The sequence below is a fragment of the Nonomuraea salmonea genome (assembly GCF_042428605.1).
Classification (GTDB): domain Bacteria; phylum Actinomycetota; class Actinomycetes; order Streptosporangiales; family Streptosporangiaceae; genus Nonomuraea; species Nonomuraea salmonea.
In genome coordinates this window covers 73,529-93,854 of the sequence record NZ_JBHMCF010000014.1, presented here as the reverse complement: position 1 = coordinate 93,854, position 20,326 = coordinate 73,529, and the positions used below count along the sequence as shown (strand labels likewise).

The following is a 20,326-nucleotide window of genomic DNA, read 5'->3' as shown; positions in this document are numbered from 1 at the left end:
TCCACTTGTGAGCGCACCGATGACCACCGGCTCGGAGACGTCGCCGTCCGCGGCACGGTCCATCCTGCGCGAGAGGCGGTTTCTTCGGCTGTGGTGCGGCACCACCGCCTCGGGGCTGGCGACCTGGGCGCTGCCGTTCGTGCTGGGGCTCGCCGTGCTGGAGCGCGAGCTCACCGCCGCCGGTCTCGGGATCGTGCTGGCCACCCGGACCGTCGGCTTCCTCGCCGCGGCGCCGATCAGCGGGGTCCTGGCCGATCGGTACTCGCGCCGCGCCGTCGTGTGGTGGGCCGGACTGGCCGCCGCGCTCGCCACTCCGTTCATCGCGCTCGGGCTCGGATGGTCGATCCCGCTCATGGCCGTGGCGGCGGCGGTCGTCGGCGCGGGCCAGGGGGCGTGTCGGCCCGCGTTCCAGGCGCTCACGGCCGAGGTCGTGGACGCCGGCCGCCGGCGGCAGGCCAACGCCGCCATGACCCTGGCCGTGCGCGTCACCACCCTCGTCGCGCCGGCGGGCACGGCGTTGCTGGCCGCCGTCCTGAACACCTGGTGGCTGCTGATCGGCACCGGGCTGCTGTGGCTGGCCGCCGCCGTGCTGCCGCCCAGGGGCCTGCCCGCCCCGGCCCGCGAGGCGGACGGCGTGCGGTTCTTCGCGGAGTTCGGCGAAGGCGTGCGCGAGGCGCGCCGGCACCCGTGGTTCCTCGCCGGGCTTGGCGCGCTGGCCGCCGTCATCTTCACCGGTTACTCGGCCACCGGCGTGGCGCTCCCGCTGGTCAGCCGCGACCGCTACGGCACGGAGGCGGTCCTGGCGGCGGCGCTCACCGCCTACACCCTCGGCGCCCTCGCCGGCGCGCTGCTCGTGGCCCGCTGGACTCCGCGTGCCCAGGGCCGGGCCGCGCTCGCCGGCCTGGCCCTGTACGGCTTCGCGCCGCTCAGCCTGCTGCTCCCGGTGCACCCGGCGGTGGTATTCGCCGCGTACGCGCTGGCCGGGCTGGGCATCGAGGTGTTCAACGTGCCCTGGTTCACCGCCACGCAGCGCGAGGTCGAGCCGCGCCTGCTGGCCCGGGTCTCCTCACTCGACTTCCTCGTCTCCTACGGTCTGGCCCCCGTCGGTCTCGCCTTCCTCGCCCCGGCCATCGACGCCTTCGGCTGGCAGCCGGTCCTGGCCGGATGCGCGCTGGTGTGCTTCCTCGCCCCGGCCGCCGCGGCCCTGGTCCCCAGCAGCCGCGGCTTCTCCCGACCGAAGAGGTGCTGAAGATGCCTTTCGGTATCCGGCGCCGGGGCGGCCTTCCCGCCTGCGGCGCGTCCAGGAGGCGACCTACCCCATCGGCGCCGCTTTCGCGGCGACCGTCCGCGCGAGTCGCTCCAGCCGTAGTCCGGCGACTCCGCGATAGGCCCGGCTCAGCAGGGCCGCGAGAGGACCCGTGTGCGTGAAGTCGTGCCGGACGATCGTCTGCGCGCCGTGCCGGCGCAGGAGCCAGTTGCCCTCCTCGGAGAACCCGGGGACCTGCCATGCGGTGACGATCAGGTCCGGCCGGATGTCCTTGTAGACGAAATGACCCGGCAGCCCAGGCCGGACGGTGATCCGGTACTCATGGCCGACGGCGGCCTCCGGCGGCCCGTCGATGCTGTGGAACGCGGGATTCCATCCGGGCAGTGCGAGCGGGTCCAGCAGGAGGCCGCGCACCCGCTCAGGCGAGGCGTCGACGGTCAGGACGGCCTCTTCTACGGTGTTCATGGGGTCGCCTTCCGGTTCGTGGTGGCGCGGCGCGCCACGGCCTGTCCGGCGGGGAACGCGTCGGCGAAGGTGCGGAGCAACGCGAGGGTCTCCTGGACGGGCGCGCCTTCGATGAGTTCGTCGATCGTCTGGTACAGCCGCTGTTCGACGCCTGCGATCTCGGCGGCGAGGCGTTCCCCCTCCTCGGTGAGGACGAGGGTGACCTGCCGCCGATCGGCCGGGTCGGTCTCGCGGCCGATGAGCCCCGCGAGGACGAGCCGGTCCACCAGGCGGCTGGGGCTGCCGCCGGTCTCGCAGACGAGCAGTTGTCCCAAGCCGAGCAGCGTCAGCGGCTGGTGATCGGCCAGCACGCGGATGACCTCGGCCTGGGAGGGGGTCACGCCGAGCGGCCGCAGGTCGGTCGCGAGGAGGCGGTTGCCTTCACGCTGGATCGCCAGGATGAGGTAGCGCAGTTCTTCAGCCGGCCGCATGTGCCACGGCCCCGGTCGCGAGCGCGGCGGCCAGGCGGTCGGCCGCCGCCGGGTCATGAGCCGCCAGGACGGCCAGGTCCGGCATCTTCTGGCGCAAGGCGTTGACCTTGGCCACGGCGTCGCGCATCTGCTTCTTGTCTCCCACGCCCGGCAGTTCGCCGGCGAACAGCAGGTCGGCGTCGTAGGTGAGGTCGCCGACCATCAGCAGCGGCGCATGGCCGGGCCGCCGGACCAGCATCGACAGCGATCCGGGGGTGTGGCCGGCGGTGGGCAGGAGCACCAGGCTTCCGTCGCCGAACAGATCGTGGCCGTCGGTGAAGGGCGCCAGCGTCGGATCGGCCAGCGGCTCGGGGACGACCCGCTTCCAGTTCAGCCCGGGAAGCTCGATGTGCGAGCGCATCAAACCGCGCATCTCCGGGAGGGGCGCGCTCAGCGAGTTCCATTCGTCACGGCTGACCACGATGTCGGCGTGCCCGAGCAGCGGAAGCCCGCCGATGTGGTCCTGGTGGAGGTGGGAGATCACCGCCGTGTTCACGTCCTGGACGCGGTAGCCCAGCTCGGACAGGCCCGCGGCGAGCGTCTCGGCCGGGCCGATCTCGAACTTCGCCAGGCGTGAGTAGACCAGCCCGTTGAGCCCTCCGGGGAAGTAGGCCGGGTCGGTGACCGACGCGCGGTCCTGCCCGGTGTCGAAGAGGACCACACCATCGCGGTGTTCGATCACGTACACGTTGATCGGCCGTGCGGCGGTCCACCGCGTGGAGGTGAAGAGCCACACGTAGGTGTTCTTCCATGTCGGCCCCACGTGCTCGGGACGGATGGCCACCGAGCCGGTGCTGATCACCGAGATGGTCTTGATCGGGTCCGTTGAGAAGGTCATCACGCGCTCCCTGCCAGATTGAATGTCGTGTCATTAGATTACACGACATTCAATCGCCAGGACCGCCAGGTCCGGTGAGCGCAGGCCCGGCCCAGGGGCTGCTCGGTTCGCTGATCGCCCCAGAGACCTGATGTGACGCCGACCGCATCCAGGACCAGATCGGCCGGTTCCACGAGGCCGTGCGGGAGGTGGAACCGGCGCTGCCCAGGTCCGCCCTGGACGAGGGCGAGATCCTGGTGCTGCACAATTACCGCTGCCGGCACGGCCGCGACGGGCACCGCGGCTACTTGATCGCGCTGAACCCCTTGAAGGCGAGATATCTCACCGGAACGCACGACGACCTCGCCGCCCGGGTCGGGTTGTCCGCCGGCTTCGTCCGCGCGTGGCACGCAGGCGAGGGCTGGACCCTGCGCCCGCGCGCCGGAGCATGACGCCGTGCGTTCCGGGCCGGTGCGCGGATCACGGCTCAGAACGCGTCGGGGTAGAGCCGCTCCGCGATCTGCCGCACGATCGAGACGTTGCCCAGCGTTCCGGGGAACACGTCGGCGCTGGAGACCGCGATCAGCCGGTCATCGAGCACCGCCGGCATGTCCGGGAAGGTTGTGGTGAGGTACTTGCGGGTCGCGGCCTCGTGCTTGTCGTCGTACACCGAGAACACCAGCGCGTCGGGCCGCTCGGCCGCGAGGGACTCGGGCGTGATCGTCGCGGCGAAGAACTTCGCGAACGCCGGCTGCTCGGGAGTGTAGACGTTGTCCGCCCCCGCCAGGCGAAGGATGTCGTACTCGACGCCGGCGCCGATGGCCTGCAGGGTAGTGCCGTCGACGTACACCTGCGCGACGCGCAGCCTTTTCACGCCGGCGAGCGCCTTGGCGACCTTGTCGAGCTCGGCCCGGCTCTTCGCGATGAGGCCGGCGGCGGCGTCGTCCACGCCGAAGATCTTCCCGATGTTCTCCAGATCGGTGAACAGATCCGTGACCTCGCCGGTCATGCGCCGGTCCTTGCACCCGCCGTTGGCGACGTAGACGGAGACTCCGGCCTGCTCGAGCTGCTCGATGCTGGCGAAGCCCTGCTCGGCGGTGAACTCGTAGGTGGTGGGCGAGTAGACGAAGTCCGGCTTGACGGCCAGCAGGTCCTCACGGCTGGGCGGGGTGACCCCGCCGATCACCGGAATGTTCGCGGCAAGCGGCGCCACGTCCTCCGGCAGTGCCTGCGCCTTGGCCTGCGCCTGCCCGGCGATGCGGCCGGCCAGGCCCAGACGCAGCAGCAGCTCTGTCTGCGCCGGGTGCATGCCGACGGCCGCCTTCGGAGCGTCGCTGACGACGGCCTTGCGGCCGCAGTTCTCCAGCGTCACCGCGGCGGCCGCGCCGGCTCCCGGGGAAGCCGGGGCCACGGAGGTGCCGCAGCCGGTGAGAAGCAACGCCACGGCTGCGCTCGCGATGACGGCGGAACGTGCGGGAGGGCGAGAGGGGCGCGTCATGTGGGTGTGCTGCTTTCTGTTCGGGTGGAGGCCACGTCGATGGGGTCGCCGCTCGCATCGAGGCGGCGGAAGGCGAAGACAGGTTCATCGGGGTCGCCGAGGACGCGGACGTCCACGCCGAAGGTGGTGCGGATCAGCTCAGGGCTGAACACCTGCGCCGGCGGCCCGGCGGCGACGATGCGACCAGCGGCGAGCACGACGACACGGTCGCAGTACTGGGTCGCGAGGTTCAGGTCATGGAGAGCGGCGATCACGGTGCGTCCCAGACTGCGCACCGTGATCATCAACTCGTGCTGGTGGCTGATGTCGAGATGGTTGCTCGGTTCGTCCAGCACCAGCACTGGGCTCTCCTGCGCGAGAGCGCGGGCGAGCATGACACGCTGCCGCTGACCTCCGGAGAGGGTGGCGACCATGCGGTCGCCGAGGTCGGTGATCTCGGCGCGGCGCATCGCCTCGTCCACGATGCGCATATCGCCGGGGGTGTCCCGGCCGAAGGAGGCGTGGTGCGGGGCGCGGCCGAGCAGCACCGTCTCCTGGACGCTGAGGTCGAAGTCGGTCGCCGGGTCCTGGAGCATGACCGCCACCGCTCGCGCCGACTGCCTGCCGCTCAGGCGCTGCACGTCCTGCCCGTCGAGACGCACCGTGCCCTGCCGAGGCTTCAGCGCACGGTAGAGCGTACGCAGCAGCGAGGACTTCCCGCTGCCGTTCGGCCCTACCAGGCCCACCACCGTGCCCGATTCAACGCTCAGCGACGCCCGCCGCACCACGTCCCGGCCACCGAGGGCGACGGTGACGTCGTCGAACTCCACCCTCATCGGCCGAACCCCGCACGCTCGGCCCCGTTCCGCCGCATCAGCCACAGGAAGAACGGAGCACCGACGAATGCGGTGAGGATGCCCAACGGGATCTCCGTCGGCGCCGCGACCGTACGCGCCAGCAGGTCTGCGATCATCAGGAACACAGCCCCGCCCAGCACCGTCACCGGCAGCATCCGCCGATGGTCCGCACCCACCGCGATCCGCGCGATGTGCGGGATGACCAGCCCGACGAACCCGATCCCGCCGGCGACCGAGACCACGGTGCCGGTCAGCAGCGACGCCACCACCAGCAGCAGCCCGCGCAACCGGGAGGCGTTCACCCCCAGCGAGAGCGCCGACTCGTCCCCGGTCAACAGCGCGTTCAGCGACCGCGCCAGCAGCGCCGCGATCACCCCGGCCACCGCGAGCGCGACGGCCGGGCCGACCAGGCTCGGCATCGACGCCGCCGACACGCTCCCCAGCAGGAAGAACAGCACGCTGACGACGTTCTGCGCGTCCGTGGAGATCGTCAGATAGCTCGTCACCGCGCTCAGCAGGGTTCCCAACGCGACACCGGCCAGAATCATCCGCATCGGCGACAACGCTCCATCCTTCCGCGCCAACGCCCCGACGCCGGCACAGGCCGCCAAGGCGCCCGCGAACGCGGCCACGTTCAACGACAACCCGCCCAAGGCGGCCGAGCCGAACACGATCACGAGCACCGCCCCGACGCTCGCCCCTGAGGACACGCCCAAAATGTAGGGTTCGGCGAGCGGATTGCGGACTGTGACCTGCATCAATGCGCCCGCCAGCGCCAACCCGGCACCGGCCAGCGCCGCCAGCAGCGTTCGCGGCAGCCGGAACTGCCACACCGCCTGATCCTGCAACGGCGTCAACGTCCCGTCCGACATCCACGACATCCCCGGAACCAGATGCCCGATCACGATCTGAGCCGCCTCCGCCAGGCTCACCGGCACCGATCCCACCGCACCGGACAGCACGATCAGAACCCATACCGTGACCGCAAGCGCCACGCAGAGCAGCCCTGTGCGTCGTGCCAGGCGACGCCGTGCGCGACCAGGCCGCTTTGTCTGATCGTCAGAGGGGGAGGAGCGCTGAGAGGGACCTAAGTACACGACGCGGCATGCTATCGAGAATGACTATCATTATCAATTTCGCCGACGCCCTCCGGGATCAGGAGAGTCGGGGTCTCAGCTTGGCGATCGAGGCGAGAGCGCGAGGTCCACAGGGTTGCCGTCTCGTGCCACGCCTCACCCGGGTGATCCCGTGATGCACCACAATCCCCGCTCGGTCGGGCCGGTGGGCGTGGCATGCAGGCCGTGCCCGGCGAGTTCGGCCTTGAGCCGGTCCGGGCCGAGGAGCCACCAGGCGTACTCGACCTCCACCTCCTCGGCCGGTTCCCCGTCCTGGAAGGCGCGGTAAGTCATGTGCCAGGTGATCTGGTCGGGCCCGGAGGGTTCTGCGCGGCCCCAGCCCTCGTACCGTCGCCGCCCGATGCGCAGCTCGGAGAACCGGGTCTGCGGCACGGCGACGGGTTCGGCCGGAGGCTGGAGGTTGAGCACGGCCCGGCCGCCGGGCAGCAGGCGTTCGGCCAGCAGCCGCCAGATCGTACGGCGGCCGCCGGGGTCGAAGTGGCCGATGACGTTCATGGCGACCAGCGTGCCCAGGCGGGGCGGGAGCGTGGCCTGGAGCAGGCCGCCCGGCAGCACGGTCACGCGGTCGCGCAGGCCGGGGTCGTCGTTGACCCTGGCGAGCAGGACCGCGCGCAGCCCTGGCGACGGCTCCACGGCATGGATCTCCGCCGCCGGCAGTGTCCGCGCGATCACGCGGGTGCCGTGGCCGCCTCCGGCGCCCACGTCCACGACGGGCCCGGGGGCTCCGCGCAGCGCCTCGGCCAGCGTGGGGGCCAGCACCGTCCAGGGCGCGGCGAGCATGACGTCCACGAACTCCGCGGAACGCTCGTACTCGTCGCTCACATGAGGCTTCACGTGCTCTCCTCCAGGTTCAGTACGGGGGCGAAGGGGTCGTCGTAACGGGCCCACGCCGCGGCGCCCGGCAGCAGGTCCCCGTGATCGGTGAGGCAGGAGTCGAGCAGGCCGCAGATGCGGTCGCGGTCGACGTCAGGGCCGGTGAAGACCAGGTGCTGGACGCGGTCGCCGATGATCGGGTTCCAGTCCAGGGCGGCGGCGGCCCGGCGGGCCGGGGAGACCAGCTCCCAGGCGGCCTCGGGCAGTGCCGCCAGCCATGGGCCGGCGTCCCGCACGGAGACCACTCCCGCCACGGCGTCCCACGCCAGCATGCGTTCGTGCCGGTTGGCCAGCCAGAACCGGCCGCGAGAGCGGACCGTGGTGGTGACGAGCTCGTCCATGACGTCGAACAGGCGGCCGGGGTGGAGCGGGCGCAGCCGGTGCCAGACGACCGTGGTGACCTCGCCGGCCCGCCCGTCCGCGGGGAACTGGGCGGTGGCCGGATCGACGCGTTCGGCGAGTTCGCGGACGTCCAGTGTGGGGCCCGTGGGGTCGGGGACGGTGACGATCGGCGTGTGCGGGGCCAGGTGGCCGAGCACGGCGGCCGACAGCTCGGCGTCCTCGGCGTCGCCACCGTGCAGCGACAGGCTGGTGGCGTACTCGATCTGGCGGGCCAGCACCTCGGCCAGGTGCCGCTGATCGCCGGCCGTCGCGGTCCGGCAGGTGTCGGCCAGGCGGTCGCCCCGGCAGATGTCCACGGGCAGGTGCCCGGCGTCCAGCGCCGTGTGCACGCAGGACAGGCGGAGATGGCCGGCACGGGCCACGGCTTCGGCCGCCGGGCGCGGCTCGACCGAGTCCCCGAGGTCGATGATCAGCAGCGGCGCGCCGGGGGAGTCGCGGGCCACCCGCTCGGCCTGGCCCGCGGTGATGCCGTGACCGATGGTGATGGCTCCTGGGTGGCGGCGCAGCAGGCGATCGACCGCCTCGGTCCGGGCGCAGCCGTACAGGCCCCCGACGAGGGCGACGGGAATGGGCACAGTGCCTCCAACAAGTTCAGGTGCCGGTGCGCGAGGCGTAGGGGGGGAGGACCACCTCGCGCGCGTTCTTGACGGCCTTGGCGATCAGTGGCTGCTGCTGGGCGGTGACGCCGGTGGCTCGGCCGGGCGCAGCCGCTCGATCGTGGCGGTACGCGCCGTGGCGTGCATGCCCGCGACGAGGATCATGAGGGCCGGCATGAAGCCTCCAGGTGCAATAATGAAAATCGTTGTCGTTATCATGGCATGAGTTCGCCCATGGGAAGGAACCGTTTTGGCTAGAAATGAGGTGCGGCCGGTGATCAAACTCCGATCCACGGCCGGCACCGGCTACACGTACGTGACGAGGAAGAGCCGCAGGAACACCCCCGACAGGCTCACCTTGCGCAAGTACGACCCGACCATCCGTCGGCACGTCCTCTTCCGGGAGGAACGATGAAGAAGGGCATCCACCCGGAGTACCGGCCGGTCGTCTTCCGCGACCCCGGCGCGGACTTCGCGTTCCTCACCCGCTCCACGATCAGCAGCGACAAGACGATCGAGTGGACCGACGGCAACACGTACCCGGTGGTGGACGTCGACGTGTCGTCGGCGAGTCACCCGTTCTACACCGGCCGCAGCCGCGTCCTCGACACCGCCGGGCGCGTCGAGCGGTTCAACCAGCGCTACGGGAAGGCATGATGTCCGCGCACTGCCAGCTCACCGGCGTCAAGCCGGTGTTCGGCAACAACGTCTCCCACTCCCACCGCCGCACCCGGCGCCGCTGGAACCCCAACATCCAGCAGCGCCGCTACTGGCTGCCCAGCGAGGACCGCTACGTCCGGCTCACCGTCAGCGCCCGCGCGATCAAGACCATCGACAAGATCGGTGTCGAGGCGGCCGTCGCGCGGATCCGCGCCAGGGGAGAGAAGATCTGATGGCGAAGAAGAGCAAGATCGCCGCCAATGAGCGGCGCAAGGCCGTCGTCCTGCGTTACGCCGAACGCCGCGCGCGGCTGAAGGAGGTCATCCGCACCGGCACGCCGCAGGAGCGGGCGGACGCCGTACGCGAGCTGTCCCGGCAGCCGCGCGACGCCAGCGCCACCCGCGTGCGCAACCGCGACTCCGTCGACGGCCGCCCTCGCGGGCACCTGACCAAGTTCGGGCTCTCCCGGGTGCGGTTCCGCGAGATGGCCCATCGCGGCGAGCTGCCCGGCATCACGAAGGCGAGCTGGTAGCCATGGCAGTCCCCAAGCGCAAGACCTCGCGCAGCAACACCCGGCACCGCCGCAGCCAGTGGAAGGCCACGGCGCCCGACCTCGTCCCGATCACCGTGAACGGGCGGGAGCTCCTCGTGCCCCGGCGCCTCGTCCGCGCCTACCAGCGGGGCCTGATCACCGTCCAGTGAGATGACTCGGCCACCGGGCCGTCCGCCGTGCGTCAGTAAGCCGGGCGCGGTGGCACGGCAGGATGCCCGGTGGCCGTCACCGAGCCGGATCGGCGGGCGCCGGTGCCCATCCGGTGAGCGCGGTGGCGTTCGCGTCCTCGTCGGCGGGGAAGCAGGCGGCACGTGTCCCCGGGGGTGCCGGCGTGCCGGACGAACAGCACGCCGGTCCCACTGTCATCTTCGCTGCGTCCCGACAGGTGACTCGATCTCGCCGATCGGCTAACCCTTCGATCCGGTGAACGCGATGCCCGCGATCAAGTGCCGTTGCATGACCACGAAGAGGACGATCACCGGCAGGGAGGCCACGACGGCGCCGGCGAACAGGATCGGGAAGTTGGTCTGGAACTGGCCGCGCAGCGAGGCGAGCCCCGCCGATAGCGTCATCATCTCCGGGTCGGTGTTGACCACCAGCGGCCACAGCAGGCTGCTCCACGACCACATGACGGTCAGCAGTCCCAGGGCGAGCAGGCCCGGCCTGACCAGCGGCAGCATGATGTGCCAGTACACCTGCAACGGGTTGGCCCCGTCCAGGCGGGCGGCCTCGTCGAGCTCCCTGGGCAGGGTGAGGAAGAACTGTCTCAGCAGGAACGTCCCGAAGGCGCCGAAGACGCCCGGCGCGATCAGCGCCTGCAGGGTGTTGAGCCAGCCGAGCCCCTGCATGATCTCGTAACGCGGAATGATGAACAACTCGCCGGGAACCATGAGGACGGCCAGGAAGAGCAGGAAGATGGCGCCGCGGCCGGGGAAGCGCAGCCGGGCGAAGGCGTAGGCGGCCAGCGAGCACAGCAGCAGCTGCCCGGCGGTGACGGCCGCGGTGACCACGACGGTGTTGAGGAACTGCCGGGCCAGCGGCACGGTACGGAAGACGTCGGCGAAGTTCGACCACTGCCAGGAGGGCGTGAACCGTGGAGGCACCCGCAGCGAGTCGGGCAGGGTCTGCAGCGAGACCACGAGCTGCAGGGCGAAAGGCGCCAGCATCACCAGGGCGCCCGCGGCCAGCAGCACGTGGGCCGGCCAGGTCCTCGGCCTATTCATAGTGCACCCACTTCTTCTGCAGCCGGAACTGGATCGCGGTCAGCACGAGGATCAGCCCGAGCAGCACCACGGCGATGGCCGCGGCGAGCCCCCGCTGGTTCTGCACGAACCCTTTCTCGAAGAAGAGGTAGACGATCGTGCGGCTGCCGCTCAGCGCCGGGCTCTTGAGGTCGATCATGAGAAAGACCAGGTCGAAGACCTGCAAGGCGTTGATCATGGTGATCACGAGGACGAAGAACGTGGTGGGGGTGAGCAGCGGGAGGGTGATGCGGAAGAACTGCCGCACCCTTCCCGCCCCATCGATCGAGGCGGCCTCGTAGTACGGGCGCGGGATGCCCTGCAGCCCGGCCAGGAACAGCACGGCGTTGTAGCCGATCGTGCTCCAGACCCCGACGATCGCGATCGCGTAGAGGGCGAAGTCGGGATCGCCCACCCAGTACGGCCCGTCGACGCCGATCGCGCCCAGCAGGTGGTTGATCGCGCCGAAGTCGCCGTTGAACAGGTAGCGCCAGGTCAGGCCGACCGCGGCGGGCATGGTGACGACGGGCAGGAAGTACAGGGTCCGGTAGACGCTCAGGCCACGCAGCCCCGGCACGTTGAGCAGGGCCGCGACGACGATGGACAGCGGTACGCCGGCCAGCACGAGCACGGCGTAGAGAAGGGTGTTGCGAAGCGCGCCGAGCATCTCCTCGTCGCCGAGCAGGGTGGCGAAGTTGGCCGTCCCCACCCAGGTCTGCCCGCCGAACACGCCTGACTCGGTGAAGCTGAGGTACACGGTCTGGGCGATGGGCCACAGGTAGAAGACGGCCAGGCCCAGCGCCATGGGGGCGATGAGGAGGTATCCCCACGCCCACTCGCGCCTGGAGTGCATCCGCCTACTCCTTGGCCAGGATCTCGTTCATCTGCGCCGCGATCTCCCTGGCCACGTCGGCGACCGGCCGCTTGCCGGACCAGGCGTCGGCGAGCTTCTTGTTCTGCACGTCCTGCCACTGCGCGGTGTTCAGCGTCGCCGGGTACGGCACGCCGTGCGGCATCGAGGCCTCATAGGTCTCCTTGAGGTGGAAGGAGGGGAAGGCCGTGAACCAGCCGTCCTGGGTGCCGGGACGGACCGACAGGGCGCCGCCGCCGCTGTCACTGATGATCTTCTGCGCTTGCTCGGAGGAGACGAACGCGGCGAAGGCCGCAGACTCCTCGGGGTGCTCGCTCTTGGCCGAGACGGCGTTGGCCAGGCCGAGCAGGATGACGGCCTCCCGCGCGGGCCCCTTGGGCAGGGGAGCCACGTCGATCCGCTCGCGGATCTCGGGATTGGCCCAGTAGGTGGAGGCGAACCAGACGCCGCCGTAGTACATGCCGTACTTGCCCGACTGGAAGAGCTGGATGGGGTCGGTGTCGGTGTACACCTCCGCGACGGGCGCGACCTTGTCCTTGATGAGGCCGGTCCAGAACTCGAGGCCCTGGATGGAGGCGGGGTCGTCGAAGCCGCTCTTCTTGCCGTCGGGCGAGAGCACGTGCCCGCCGGCCTGGATCATGGTGTTGTAGAAGCCGCCCTGGTCCCACATCGGGGCGAGGATGCCGAACTGCTGCTTGGCCGGGTCGGTCAGCTTCTTGGCGGCGGACGTGACGTCGTCCCAGGTCCAGTCGGCGGTGGGGTACTCCAGGCCGGCCGCGTCGAAGATCTTCTTGTCGTACCAGAGCGCGGGGATGCTCACGTTGTGCGGCAGGCCGTAGAGCTTGCCCTCGTAGCGGTAGCCCTCCACGACCGCCTCGGGCAGGCCCGCCGCCCCGGACTCCGCGATCGGGGCGATGACGCCGCCCTTGGCGTACATGCGGACGTTGAGGCTGTTCATCCAGAAGACGTCGGGGGCCGCGCCGCCGGACGCGGCCGTCTGGAGCTTGGTCCAGTACTGCTCCCAGGGGGTGATCTCCAGCTTGACGGTGACGTTCGGGTGGGCCTGCTGGAAGGCGGCGATGATCTTCTCCGAGCCGGCCTGGTCGTTCTTGTCCCAGATGGCGTAGCTGATCGTGACCTTGCCGTTGGCGTCGGGTTCGGCGGAAGAGCCGCAGCCCGCGGTGAGGACGGCCAGGCTGACCAGCCCGGCCAGGGGGAGACGAAGACGCACGGGTTTCTCCAGGTTGGGGGGTGAGTTAGAACCGCAGGTTCGCGGTCCAGGCGGCGAGCTCGCCGTCGATCTCCGCCCGGGTCCGGGGATGGCCGGGGGCGTCGGGGCGTCGCTGCCAGGGGTGCGGGCCGGCGGCCGGGCGATATTCCACGCCCAGCGCGTCGAGCCGCTTCTCGTGCACGGCGAGCCGGACGAGGAAGTCCTCGAGGTCGCGCTCGCTGCTCCACACCGCCTCGGCGAAGGCGGCCAGGCGGGGGAAGGCCATGTAGTCGAGCAGCCGGGGCGAGTCGATGTGCTCGGTCCACAGCGCCGCCTGGGCGCCGAGGATCCGGTCCCGTTCCGCCTCGGTGAGGGCGGCGGGAACGGGGTCGAAGGCGTACACCGCCTCCAGGCAGGTCACGCTGCCGATGGGCACCGGCTCCTGCTCGCCCTCGGCCTGGCGGAAGTCCAGGTAGGTCTCGGCGAAGGACGAGACGACCACGTCATGGCCGGCCCGGGCGGCCATGGTCGTGCACCTGTCGCCGCGCCAGGAGGCCACGGTGACGCCCGGCGGCAGGCCGCCTTCCAGGAGCTCGTCCCAGCCGAGCGGTCTGCGCCCCCGGGCGAGCAGGAAGTCGGTGAAGTGCCGCATGAACCAGGTCTGCAGTTCCGCGGCGTCGCGCAGGCCGAGCTCGCGAATGCGCTCCTTGGCGGCGAGGCTGTCGTTCCACTGGGTCTTGGGGACCTCGTCGCCGCCGACGCAGACGTATGGGCCGGGGAAGAGCTCCAGGACCTCCTCCAGTACGTCGAGGAAGAAGGCGATGGTGGCATCGGCGACGTTGAGCACGTTCTCGCTGACGCCCCATTCCGTGGCCACCTCCGGCGGGGTGGCGAGGTTGCCGAGCTGCGGGTAGGAGGCGATGGCGGCCTGCGTGTGGCCGGGCAGGTCGATCTCCGGGACGACGGTGATGAACCGGTCGGCGGCGTAGGCGACGATCTCCCTGATGTCGTCCTGGCTGTAGAAGCCGCCGTGCGGCCGGCCGTCGAAGCGGCGGTGCCGCCGGGCGCCCAGCGGCGACTCGCGCCGCCAGGCGCCGGTCTCGGTCAGCTTCGGGTACTTCCTGATCTGCAACCGCCAGCCCTGGTCGTCGGTCAGGTGCAGGTGCAGGACGTTGAGCTTGTGCATGGCCAGCAGGTCGATGTACCGCAGCAGGTCGTTCTTGGGCAGGAAGTGGCGGGCCACGTCGATGAGGCAGCCACGCCAGCCGTACCGGGGGGCGTCGGCGATCGAGACGGCGGGGACGCTCCACGTCCTGCCGGCGATGCGGCCCCTGCGGAACGCGGCCGGGTGGAGGAGCTGGCGCAGCGTCTGCGCTCCGTAGAAGGCGCCGGCCGGGCTCGCCGCCTCGATCAGCACCGACTTCTGCGTGACCGTGAGCCGGTACTCCTCCGGCCCGAGCCCGCCGGCCAGACGGAACTCGACGCCGCCGGGCCCCTCGGGCAGGGGCAGGCCGGTGGCCGGCAGGAGGCTCGCGCGCAGCCACGCCGCCGCCCTGGCCAGCACCGGGTCGGCGGCCAGCGCGGTGGCGACGGTGAAGGTGAAGCACCCCTCGCCGGGGGACAGGCGGGCGGGCGCCGGGATCGTCGTCACAGGGCCTGCACCGTCCGGGACGTGCGGGCGCGCTCGGCGGCCCAGACGACCAGGTGCCCGGCCAGGGCCTCGGCCGGAGCTGCGCCGAGCGGCGCCTGGTCGCCCGCCTCCACGGCGTCGATGAACGCCTTGATCAGCCCGGCGTCGCCGCCGCCGTGGCCGTCGGCCAGCGAGGCGCCCGCGCGCGTCGCGGTGTCGATCCTCTCCTCCGTGCCGGTCGTGAAGTCGACGATCCTGATGCTCCGGCCGTCGCCCTCGGCGAAGCCGTGGGTGCCGAAGACTCTCGTCTTGCGGTGTTCGAGCGGGGTGAAGGCGGTCATCGTGAAGGACGCCGTCGTGCCTCCGGCGAACTCCAGCATCACCACCTGCTGGTCCACCACGTCGTTGTCGCAGGCGTAGACGCAGCGGCCGTACGGGCCCTCCTCCAGCGCCCGCATGACACCGGCCGTCGTGGCGTCGGAGGTGACGGGGCCGAGCGGCCAGAACTCCCGCTCCGGATCGCCCAGGCACCCCAGATACAGGCGCTTGGCGGAATAGGGGCAGGCGGGTTCGACCGCGCAGCTCACGCAGCGGCTGCCCGCCCCCGGCGGCCGGCTCTCCGGCCGGAAGTGCGTCAGCGACCCGAAGGAGGCCACACCGATCGGCTCGTCGCCGAGGAGGTGCAGCAGCCAGTCGAGGTCGTGGCAGGACTTGGTCAGCAACATCGGCCCGGACTGGGCGGTGTTGCGCCAGTTGCCCCGGACGAAGGAGTGGGCCATGTGCCACCAGCCCACCGGTTCCAGGTGCTGGACGCTGGAGATCGCGCCCAGCCGGCCACCGTCCACCAGCTGCTTGAACGCCCGGGTGTAGGCGGTGTAGCGCATGACATGGGCGAGCGCGAAGACGACCCCGGCCCGCTCGACGGCCTCGACGATCCTGCGTGCCTCGGGTTCCGTCGGCGCCATGGGTTTCTCCAGCAGGACGGCGTAGCCCAGCCCGGCGAAGGCCACCGCCGGCCCGGCGTGCAGCCTGTCCTGGGTGGCGATCACCACCGCGTCGGCCAGCCTCGGCACGGCGGCCAGCTCCTCCCAGCCGGTGAAGCGGGCCTGTTCCGGCAGGCCGTGCTCGCGGGCCAGCGCGTCCCGCCGGGCGGGGTCGGGATCCGCCACGGCGACGATCCGCGATCGGCCATCGGCGGCTGCCGCCCTGGCGTAGATCTGGCCCCGGGCTCCCGCCCCGATGACGGCCAACTTCACGGTCATGTGCCGACCCCCGATTTATTGCGGAGTTCATAGATATTCACGATCGAGGTCTTGCCGTCAAGCCCCTCCGCATCAGATGATCCAGGTGGCACACGCCCGGCGGAGGGCGTGCCAGAGCTGATTAATCCGGAGACCGCAATTAACGGGAGGTAGAACCTGTGCAGGTCGGTGGTGGTGACCTTCAGCGGCTGCGCCAGCTGAACTCGCTCAGCAGCATTCGGGTCCTGCGTGCGGCGCCGGGGCCGCTGACCCTCACCGAGCTGGCCACGCTGACGGGGCTGTCACGCAACTCCGTCATCGAGGTTGTCGGCGATCTGCACGAACTCGGCTGGATCACCGACGTCGAGCCCGCTCCGGGGAGTCTGGGCCGGCCCGCCAAGCGATACCGCTTCCGGACCGACGCCGGCCATGTGCTCGGCGTCGACGTCGGCGTGCACAAGGTCCTCGCCGTGATCACTGATCTGGCCGGCCGTACCGTCTCCAGCGGCCGGGTCGCGGTGGACGCGCGCACCACGCGCGACGAGCGGCTGGAGGCCGTGTGGCGGGCCGTCGAGGCCGCACTCGTCGCCTCCGGACTGAGCGCCCGCGACCTGTGGGGCGTCACCGTCGGCAGCATCGGCGTCGTCAACAGGGAAGGTGTGGTCACCCGGGTCGAGTCCCTGCCCGACTGGGCGGGGGTCGATCTCATCGGCCATCTCGGGCAGCGGCTGTCCTGCCCGATCACCGTCGAGAACGACAGCAAGCTCGCCGCCCTCGCCGAACAACGGCTCGGTATCGCGTCGGGCGTCCGCGACCTCGTCTACCTGCACGCGGGCCGCCGGCCAGGCGCCGCCCTCATCCTCAGCGGACGCCTGCACCACGGCTTCAGCGGAGCCAGCGGCGAGGTCGGGCTCATGGAGATGACCGGCTGGCGCACCATGGCCGCCCACCTCGAGCGATCGCCCGCGGCACGGGGCGCCACGCCCGAGGACGCCGCCGGTCTGGTCTTCACCGCCGCCCGGGCCGGCGATCCCGAGGCCCTTGAGGCCGTGAACGCCTACGCGCACCAGCTCGCGCTCGGCACCGCGGCCATGGTTTTGACCCTCGACCCCGAACTGGTCGTGCTGGGGGGCGGATTCTCCCGCTCGGCCGACGTCCTGCTGCCCGCCCTGCGCCGGGCGCTCGAACCCCACTGCCTGCGCGTGCCCGAGATCCGGCCCTCGACACTCGGCGAGGAATGCGTCGCGCTCGGCGCGGCCTGCCTGGCGCTGGAGCACGTGGACGACCATTTCTTCTCCTCCGACGGCTCGATCTCCCGCCCCGCGGCGCCCCAGCGGCTCGCCTGACACCCCGTTCCCGCGGAGAACGCACACCCCCCTCCAGGAGGACACGCCCATGCGTAGATCCATCCCGCCTCTCGCCGCCGCCCTGGCCTTGACCGGGCTGCTCACCACGGCACCGGCGGCGGCCGGCGCCGCGGCCACGCCCGTGATGTACCGGCTGGAATGTGACGGGCTGCTCGCCGGCAGCACCTGCACGGCGGTCGCCACCGCCCGGCCGCGCCCGCACCACGTGCAGGAATTCACCCTCACCGTCACCAGGGGCGACCAGGTATGGGCGCGGGAGACCCTCTACAGCCGGACCGGGACCGTACGCAGCCGGCCGTTCGTGCTGCCCGCGCGCAGGCAGAGCGTGAAGCTCGACGTCTCCGTCACCACCCTGCCCGAGCAGCAGGTCGGCACCCCCGTACGGCTGATGTCCTGGAACCTGTTCGTCGGAGGCACGATCAACGGCCAGGAGAAGACGGGCGAGAATCTCCGGCAGATGATCGACTACATCAACGAGGTCGACCCCGATGTCCTGTTCGTGATCGAGGGGTACGGATCGGGGCAGAAGATCCTCGACGGGCTGAACGCCGGGCGGCCGGCGGATGAGCGGTTCACCGGCGTGCGGCTCACCACGCCGGAGGACTACAGCGCCAACGGCGACAACCTGTGGCTGTACACCAAGCTCAAGGTGGAGAAGGTCTACCCGCGCTACGCGGACGCCGACATCACCTCGTTCAACCTCGGCGGCGCCCGGCTCGGCCTGCCCGACGGCAGGCACGTCCACGCCTTCAGCATGTGGACCTGGCACGAGATCTCCGCCAACTGGGACGTCCACGAGGCGGCCGTGCAGAACCTCTACGGCCGGCCACGGACGAAGACCGACGCGCAACTCCTCGACGACGACCGCTTCCGCCGCGTCGCCATGGGCAGGGCCATCCTGGACAAGGCGCTGCCGTCCTTCATCGGTGACGACGACGCCCCCGTGCTCATGGGCGGCGACCTCAACGCCTGGCCGTACCTGGACTGGACCGAGCAGTTCGCCGGCGCGCGCGGGCACGCGGGCCTGGTGCTGCCCTGGCCGTTGACCAAGATGTTCGCCGACTCCGGCTTCGTCGACACCTTCCGCCACGCCAACCCCGACGCCGGGCGCCACCCCGGCCGCACCTGGAGCCCGCAGAGCGGCTATCGCTCCGCGCCCGCCCGCATCGACTACATCTTCACCCGCGGCAAGGACGTCCGCGTCCTCGGCTCCCGCATCGACGACCGCCGCCTGCCCCGCCATCAGGGCAGCGCCCTCGACCAGACCTACCCGTTCTACTCCGACCACAGCGCCGTGGTCACCGACGTGGTGATCCGCGGCAGGGGAACGGGCCCCGACCGGCCCGCCGTGGCCGACGAGCCCGAGGACGCCCCCGGCGGCTGGCCCTCTCCTCCGGAGGGCACCCCGGTGCCTCCGGCCGAGCTCAGCGCGACGGCCACCGTCACCAAACCCGGCACCGGCGACCCGGCCAGGGCGATCGACGGCGACCCCTTCACCGACTACCGCTCCGGCGTCGCGCCGCAGCCGCACACCATCACGGTGGACCTCGGACGGGTGCGGAACCTGTCCGCGGTCAGGTTCCAGCCCACGCTGGCGTACGACATGAGCGGCACCATCGAGCGGGGCGCCGTGCAGGTGAGCGAGGACGGCACGACGTTCAGGGACGTCGAGCGGGTCGAGTGGCCGCGCATGTCGGCTCCCCACGACGTCGACCTGAAGGGGGTCTCGGCCAGATACCTGCGGTTGCGCGTGGACTACGGCATGGGCGGGGCCTCCACGCTCGCCGAGATCATCCCGTACGAGATCTCCTGACGGCGGAACGCTCCCGCCCCCTGTCACGGGAGCACCAGGCTCCACCCGCACCAGGGCCGGCGCACGTGCGGTGGCGACCTACGAACGCCTGGAGATCGTCTGCCGCACGCCACACCGGCAGCGACCCGGCCCGGCGTCCGCCGGGCCGGCGGTCCAGCGGGACCTCAGCATGCCGCCGCCGTTCGGCGGAGCAGGGGTTCGGCGGCGGCCCGCAGCTCGTCGCTGAACGGCGCGGGCCGCAAGGTGGCCGGGTCCAGGTTGACGTTGACGCGATAGCCCTCGGCGTGCGCCACCGCGCGATCGGCCGACAGCACGCGGAAGCCGTAGACGCCGCTGGTGCGGCCCATGCGCTCCATCCAGAAGTGCACCAGCGGCTCGCCCGTGCCCGCGATGGGCACGTGGTAGGTCACCTTGAACTCGCGTACGGCCAGGAAAACGTCCTTGAACGCCGACCTGGCCGGATCCGGCGCCCAGCCCAGGCGCTGCCAGTAGGTGCTGATCGCCCGCTCGACCAGCAAGGCGTACCGGGAGTTGTGCAACAGGCCCATCGCATCGATATCGTCGAAATGCACCTGGACCGGTTCGTACACGCCGTCGTCAGTCATGATCAATCCTCCGGGAGAAGCGTCGGGTCGGGGCAGAGCGCTCGCAGGCGTTGCAGCACGGCGCGGCGGGCGTGAAGGAGGGAGGCCGCCCCGTCGTGCAGGCGTGAGTGGATGATCACCATCTCTCCGAGGGCGTCGATCTCGTACGCGAGTTGCGCCACATCCACGCTTTCCGCCAGCTCGCCCGCCGTGATGGCCTGCGTCACCAGCCGCCGGATGAACTCCTGCCACTCGCGCATGGCGCGCGCGACCCGATCGCGCACCGCGCCGGGGCGGTCGTCGAACTCGGCCTGGACGGTGAAGAAGAAGCACCCGCCGGGAAGCACGCCCTCGCCGTAGAACGTCAGCCGCGCCTCGTGCAACGCGAACAGCCGCCGCACTCCGGCCGGAGCCCGCATGGCGGGCGCCACGACCTGCTCAGCCCATTGGCGGGCGGCCCAGTCCACGGCATCGAGCTGTAGTTGCTCCTTGCCGCGCCAATGAGCAAAGAATCCGGACTTGCTGGTGCCGGTTGCCGTCGCCAGCCGCCCCAGCGAGAGGCCGTCCAACCCCTCGACTGAGGCCAGGCCAACCGCCTGTTCCAGGATCGCCTCGCGGCTGCGCGACCCGCGCAGCCGCCGGCCGTCTTGTGTCATGCGCCCAAACTACATTAACGACCGATCGTTTGTATAGTTGGTTCGCGCTGAGGGCGGACACCAGGGTGACGGCGCGGGCCGCGTCGAGAGCCGGGGGCACG

Annotated in this window: 25 protein-coding genes; 9 read left to right on the top strand and 16 right to left on the bottom strand. The window is 71.0% G+C overall.

Translation table 11 applies throughout. The annotated features are described in order from the left end of the window. Positions 1–7: 7 nt before the first annotated feature. The gene (locus ACFFR3_RS19460; protein ID WP_379483573.1) at positions 8–1,249 is read left to right on the top strand and encodes an MFS transporter; all 1,242 of its coding nucleotides are present in this window, start codon (positions 8–10) and stop codon (positions 1,247–1,249) included. A gap of 63 nt (positions 1,250–1,312) precedes the next feature. Here the strand turns inward: ACFFR3_RS19460 and ACFFR3_RS19455 are convergent, their stop codons facing one another. From ACFFR3_RS19455 to ACFFR3_RS19445, 3 genes are read right to left on the bottom strand one after another with little or no spacing between them, the layout of a single operon-like run. After that, the gene (locus ACFFR3_RS19455) at positions 1,313–1,732 is read right to left on the bottom strand and encodes an SRPBCC family protein (RefSeq protein ID WP_345408668.1); all 420 of its coding nucleotides are present in this window, start codon (positions 1,730–1,732) and stop codon (positions 1,313–1,315) included. After that, complete coding sequence (locus ACFFR3_RS19450; protein ID WP_345408666.1) at positions 1,729–2,202, bottom strand: MarR family winged helix-turn-helix transcriptional regulator; 474 nt, start codon at positions 2,200–2,202, stop codon at positions 1,729–1,731. Before ACFFR3_RS19450 ends, ACFFR3_RS19455 begins: the two co-directional genes overlap by 4 nt. Next, positions 2,189–3,079 carry an N-acyl homoserine lactonase family protein gene (locus ACFFR3_RS19445; protein ID WP_345408664.1) on the bottom strand — a complete coding sequence of 297 codons (891 nt, stop codon included), beginning with the start codon at positions 3,077–3,079 and terminating at the stop codon, positions 2,189–2,191. The genes ACFFR3_RS19450 and ACFFR3_RS19445 overlap by 14 nt, the downstream gene beginning before the upstream one ends. A gap of 179 nt (positions 3,080–3,258) precedes the next feature. On the opposite strand from ACFFR3_RS19445, the gene ACFFR3_RS19440 reads away from it, so the two are divergent. Continuing rightward, positions 3,259–3,510, top strand: coding sequence for a hypothetical protein (locus ACFFR3_RS19440; protein WP_345408662.1), 252 nt, complete (start codon positions 3,259–3,261; stop codon positions 3,508–3,510). A gap of 35 nt (positions 3,511–3,545) precedes the next feature. On the opposite strand, the gene ACFFR3_RS19435 is transcribed toward ACFFR3_RS19440, so the two are convergent. The 6 genes from ACFFR3_RS19435 to ACFFR3_RS19410 form a co-directional block, all read right to left on the bottom strand. Beyond that, a complete protein-coding gene (locus ACFFR3_RS19435) occupies positions 3,546–4,502 on the bottom strand; it encodes an ABC transporter substrate-binding protein (RefSeq protein ID WP_364382264.1) in 957 nt (318 codons plus the stop codon). 50 nt (positions 4,503–4,552) lie between these two features. Next, the gene (locus ACFFR3_RS19430) at positions 4,553–5,371 is read right to left on the bottom strand and encodes an ABC transporter ATP-binding protein (RefSeq protein ID WP_345408656.1); all 819 of its coding nucleotides are present in this window, start codon (positions 5,369–5,371) and stop codon (positions 4,553–4,555) included. Continuing rightward, complete coding sequence (locus ACFFR3_RS19425) at positions 5,368–6,387, bottom strand: FecCD family ABC transporter permease (RefSeq protein ID WP_364382260.1); 1,020 nt, start codon at positions 6,385–6,387, stop codon at positions 5,368–5,370. The genes ACFFR3_RS19430 and ACFFR3_RS19425 overlap by 4 nt, the downstream gene beginning before the upstream one ends. A gap of 237 nt (positions 6,388–6,624) precedes the next feature. Beyond that, the gene (locus tag ACFFR3_RS19420) at positions 6,625–7,362 is read right to left on the bottom strand and encodes a class I SAM-dependent methyltransferase (RefSeq protein ID WP_364382257.1); all 738 of its coding nucleotides are present in this window, start codon (positions 7,360–7,362) and stop codon (positions 6,625–6,627) included. Further along, the gene (locus tag ACFFR3_RS19415) at positions 7,359–8,378 is read right to left on the bottom strand and encodes a GTP-binding protein (protein WP_364382254.1); all 1,020 of its coding nucleotides are present in this window, start codon (positions 8,376–8,378) and stop codon (positions 7,359–7,361) included. Before ACFFR3_RS19415 ends, ACFFR3_RS19420 begins: the two co-directional genes overlap by 4 nt. Positions 8,379–8,394: 16 nt before the next feature. Beyond that, complete coding sequence (locus ACFFR3_RS19410; protein ID WP_379483593.1) at positions 8,395–8,661, bottom strand: hypothetical protein; 267 nt, start codon at positions 8,659–8,661, stop codon at positions 8,395–8,397. On the opposite strand from ACFFR3_RS19410, the gene rpmG reads away from it, so the two are divergent. Genes rpmG through rpmF form a run of 5 tightly spaced genes read left to right on the top strand, consistent with a single transcriptional unit; the run spans position 8,650 to position 9,761 of the window. After that, complete coding sequence (gene rpmG, locus ACFFR3_RS19405; RefSeq protein ID WP_364382251.1) at positions 8,650–8,814, top strand: 50S ribosomal protein L33; 165 nt, start codon at positions 8,650–8,652, stop codon at positions 8,812–8,814. The two genes, ACFFR3_RS19410 and rpmG, sit on opposite strands and share 12 nt — an antisense overlap. After that, positions 8,811–9,056, top strand: coding sequence for a type B 50S ribosomal protein L31 (locus ACFFR3_RS19400; protein WP_364382248.1), 246 nt, complete (start codon positions 8,811–8,813; stop codon positions 9,054–9,056). Before rpmG ends, ACFFR3_RS19400 begins: the two co-directional genes overlap by 4 nt. Continuing rightward, on the top strand, positions 9,056–9,292 hold the full coding sequence (rpmB, locus tag ACFFR3_RS19395) for a 50S ribosomal protein L28 (RefSeq protein ID WP_132611730.1): 237 nt from the start codon (positions 9,056–9,058) through the stop codon (positions 9,290–9,292). Before ACFFR3_RS19400 ends, rpmB begins: the two co-directional genes overlap by 1 nt. After that, a complete protein-coding gene (gene rpsN, locus ACFFR3_RS19390; protein ID WP_345408646.1) occupies positions 9,292–9,591 on the top strand; it encodes a 30S ribosomal protein S14 in 300 nt (99 codons plus the stop codon). Before rpmB ends, rpsN begins: the two co-directional genes overlap by 1 nt. Before the next feature lie 2 nt (positions 9,592–9,593). Beyond that, on the top strand, positions 9,594–9,761 hold the full coding sequence (rpmF, locus tag ACFFR3_RS19385; RefSeq protein WP_345408644.1) for a 50S ribosomal protein L32: 168 nt from the start codon (positions 9,594–9,596) through the stop codon (positions 9,759–9,761). Positions 9,762–10,019: 258 nt separating this feature from the next. Here rpmF and ACFFR3_RS19380 read toward each other — a convergent pair whose 3' ends face one another. The 5 genes from ACFFR3_RS19380 to ACFFR3_RS19360 are packed head-to-tail and all read right to left on the bottom strand — an operon-like array spanning position 10,020 to position 15,826. Continuing rightward, on the bottom strand, positions 10,020–10,835 hold the full coding sequence (locus ACFFR3_RS19380; protein WP_345408640.1) for a carbohydrate ABC transporter permease: 816 nt from the start codon (positions 10,833–10,835) through the stop codon (positions 10,020–10,022). Continuing rightward, positions 10,828–11,706 (bottom strand): carbohydrate ABC transporter permease, encoded by an 879-nt coding sequence (locus ACFFR3_RS19375; protein WP_379483572.1) that lies wholly within the window; start codon positions 11,704–11,706, stop codon positions 10,828–10,830. The genes ACFFR3_RS19380 and ACFFR3_RS19375 overlap by 8 nt, the downstream gene beginning before the upstream one ends. 4 nt (positions 11,707–11,710) lie before the next feature. Beyond that, positions 11,711–12,955, bottom strand: a complete 1,245-nt coding sequence (locus tag ACFFR3_RS19370; RefSeq protein ID WP_364382215.1) for an ABC transporter substrate-binding protein — start codon at positions 12,953–12,955, stop codon at positions 11,711–11,713. 25 nt (positions 12,956–12,980) lie between these two features. Beyond that, a complete protein-coding gene (locus ACFFR3_RS19365; RefSeq protein WP_379483571.1) occupies positions 12,981–14,585 on the bottom strand; it encodes a beta-N-acetylhexosaminidase in 1,605 nt (534 codons plus the stop codon). After that, the gene (locus ACFFR3_RS19360; RefSeq protein ID WP_345408633.1) at positions 14,582–15,826 is read right to left on the bottom strand and encodes a Gfo/Idh/MocA family protein; all 1,245 of its coding nucleotides are present in this window, start codon (positions 15,824–15,826) and stop codon (positions 14,582–14,584) included. Before ACFFR3_RS19360 ends, ACFFR3_RS19365 begins: the two co-directional genes overlap by 4 nt. Before the next feature lie 158 nt (positions 15,827–15,984). Between ACFFR3_RS19360 and ACFFR3_RS19355 the strand changes: the two genes are divergently transcribed. Continuing rightward, positions 15,985–17,151, top strand: coding sequence for an ROK family protein (locus ACFFR3_RS19355; RefSeq protein ID WP_345408631.1), 1,167 nt, complete (start codon positions 15,985–15,987; stop codon positions 17,149–17,151). Between the two features lie 49 nt (positions 17,152–17,200). After that, a complete protein-coding gene (locus tag ACFFR3_RS19350) occupies positions 17,201–18,985 on the top strand; it encodes an endonuclease/exonuclease/phosphatase family protein (RefSeq protein ID WP_364382206.1) in 1,785 nt (594 codons plus the stop codon). A gap of 164 nt (positions 18,986–19,149) precedes the next feature. On the opposite strand, the gene ACFFR3_RS19345 is transcribed toward ACFFR3_RS19350, so the two are convergent. Together ACFFR3_RS19345 and ACFFR3_RS19340 are read right to left on the bottom strand one after the other, a co-directional pair. Then, entirely contained in the window at positions 19,150–19,590 is a 441-nt protein-coding gene (locus ACFFR3_RS19345) for an acyl-CoA thioesterase (protein ID WP_345408625.1), read from the bottom strand. A gap of 2 nt (positions 19,591–19,592) precedes the next feature. Beyond that, positions 19,593–20,225, bottom strand: a complete 633-nt coding sequence (locus ACFFR3_RS19340; RefSeq protein WP_379483570.1) for a TetR/AcrR family transcriptional regulator — start codon at positions 20,223–20,225, stop codon at positions 19,593–19,595. Between the last annotated feature and the right edge of the window lie 101 nt (positions 20,226–20,326).

Bases quoted from the DNA above. Each gene is read 5' to 3' on its own strand.
- rpmF (WP_345408644.1), top strand. From the start codon at position 9,594: ATGGCAGTCCCCAAGCGCAAGACCTCGCGCAGCAACACCCGGCACCGC.
- ACFFR3_RS19375 (WP_379483572.1), bottom strand. From the start codon at position 11,706: ATGCACTCCAGGCGCGAGTGGGCGTGGGGATACCTCCTCATCGCCCCC.
- ACFFR3_RS19350 (WP_364382206.1), top strand. From the start codon at position 17,201: ATGCGTAGATCCATCCCGCCTCTCGCCGCCGCCCTGGCCTTGACCGGG.
- ACFFR3_RS19455 (WP_345408668.1), bottom strand. From the start codon at position 1,732: ATGAACACCGTAGAAGAGGCCGTCCTGACCGTCGACGCCTCGCCTGAG.
- ACFFR3_RS19380 (WP_345408640.1), bottom strand. From the start codon at position 10,835: ATGAATAGGCCGAGGACCTGGCCGGCCCACGTGCTGCTGGCCGCGGGC.
- rpmB (WP_132611730.1), top strand. From the start codon at position 9,056: ATGTCCGCGCACTGCCAGCTCACCGGCGTCAAGCCGGTGTTCGGCAAC.
- ACFFR3_RS19400 (WP_364382248.1), top strand. From the start codon at position 8,811: ATGAAGAAGGGCATCCACCCGGAGTACCGGCCGGTCGTCTTCCGCGAC.
- ACFFR3_RS19340 (WP_379483570.1), bottom strand. From the start codon at position 20,225: ATGACACAAGACGGCCGGCGGCTGCGCGGGTCGCGCAGCCGCGAGGCG.
- ACFFR3_RS19445 (WP_345408664.1), bottom strand. From the start codon at position 3,079: ATGACCTTCTCAACGGACCCGATCAAGACCATCTCGGTGATCAGCACC.
- ACFFR3_RS19345 (WP_345408625.1), bottom strand. From the start codon at position 19,590: ATGACTGACGACGGCGTGTACGAACCGGTCCAGGTGCATTTCGACGAT.
- ACFFR3_RS19360 (WP_345408633.1), bottom strand. From the start codon at position 15,826: ATGACCGTGAAGTTGGCCGTCATCGGGGCGGGAGCCCGGGGCCAGATC.
- rpsN (WP_345408646.1), top strand. From the start codon at position 9,292: ATGGCGAAGAAGAGCAAGATCGCCGCCAATGAGCGGCGCAAGGCCGTC.
- ACFFR3_RS19430 (WP_345408656.1), bottom strand. From the start codon at position 5,371: ATGAGGGTGGAGTTCGACGACGTCACCGTCGCCCTCGGTGGCCGGGAC.
- ACFFR3_RS19450 (WP_345408666.1), bottom strand. From the start codon at position 2,202: ATGCGGCCGGCTGAAGAACTGCGCTACCTCATCCTGGCGATCCAGCGT.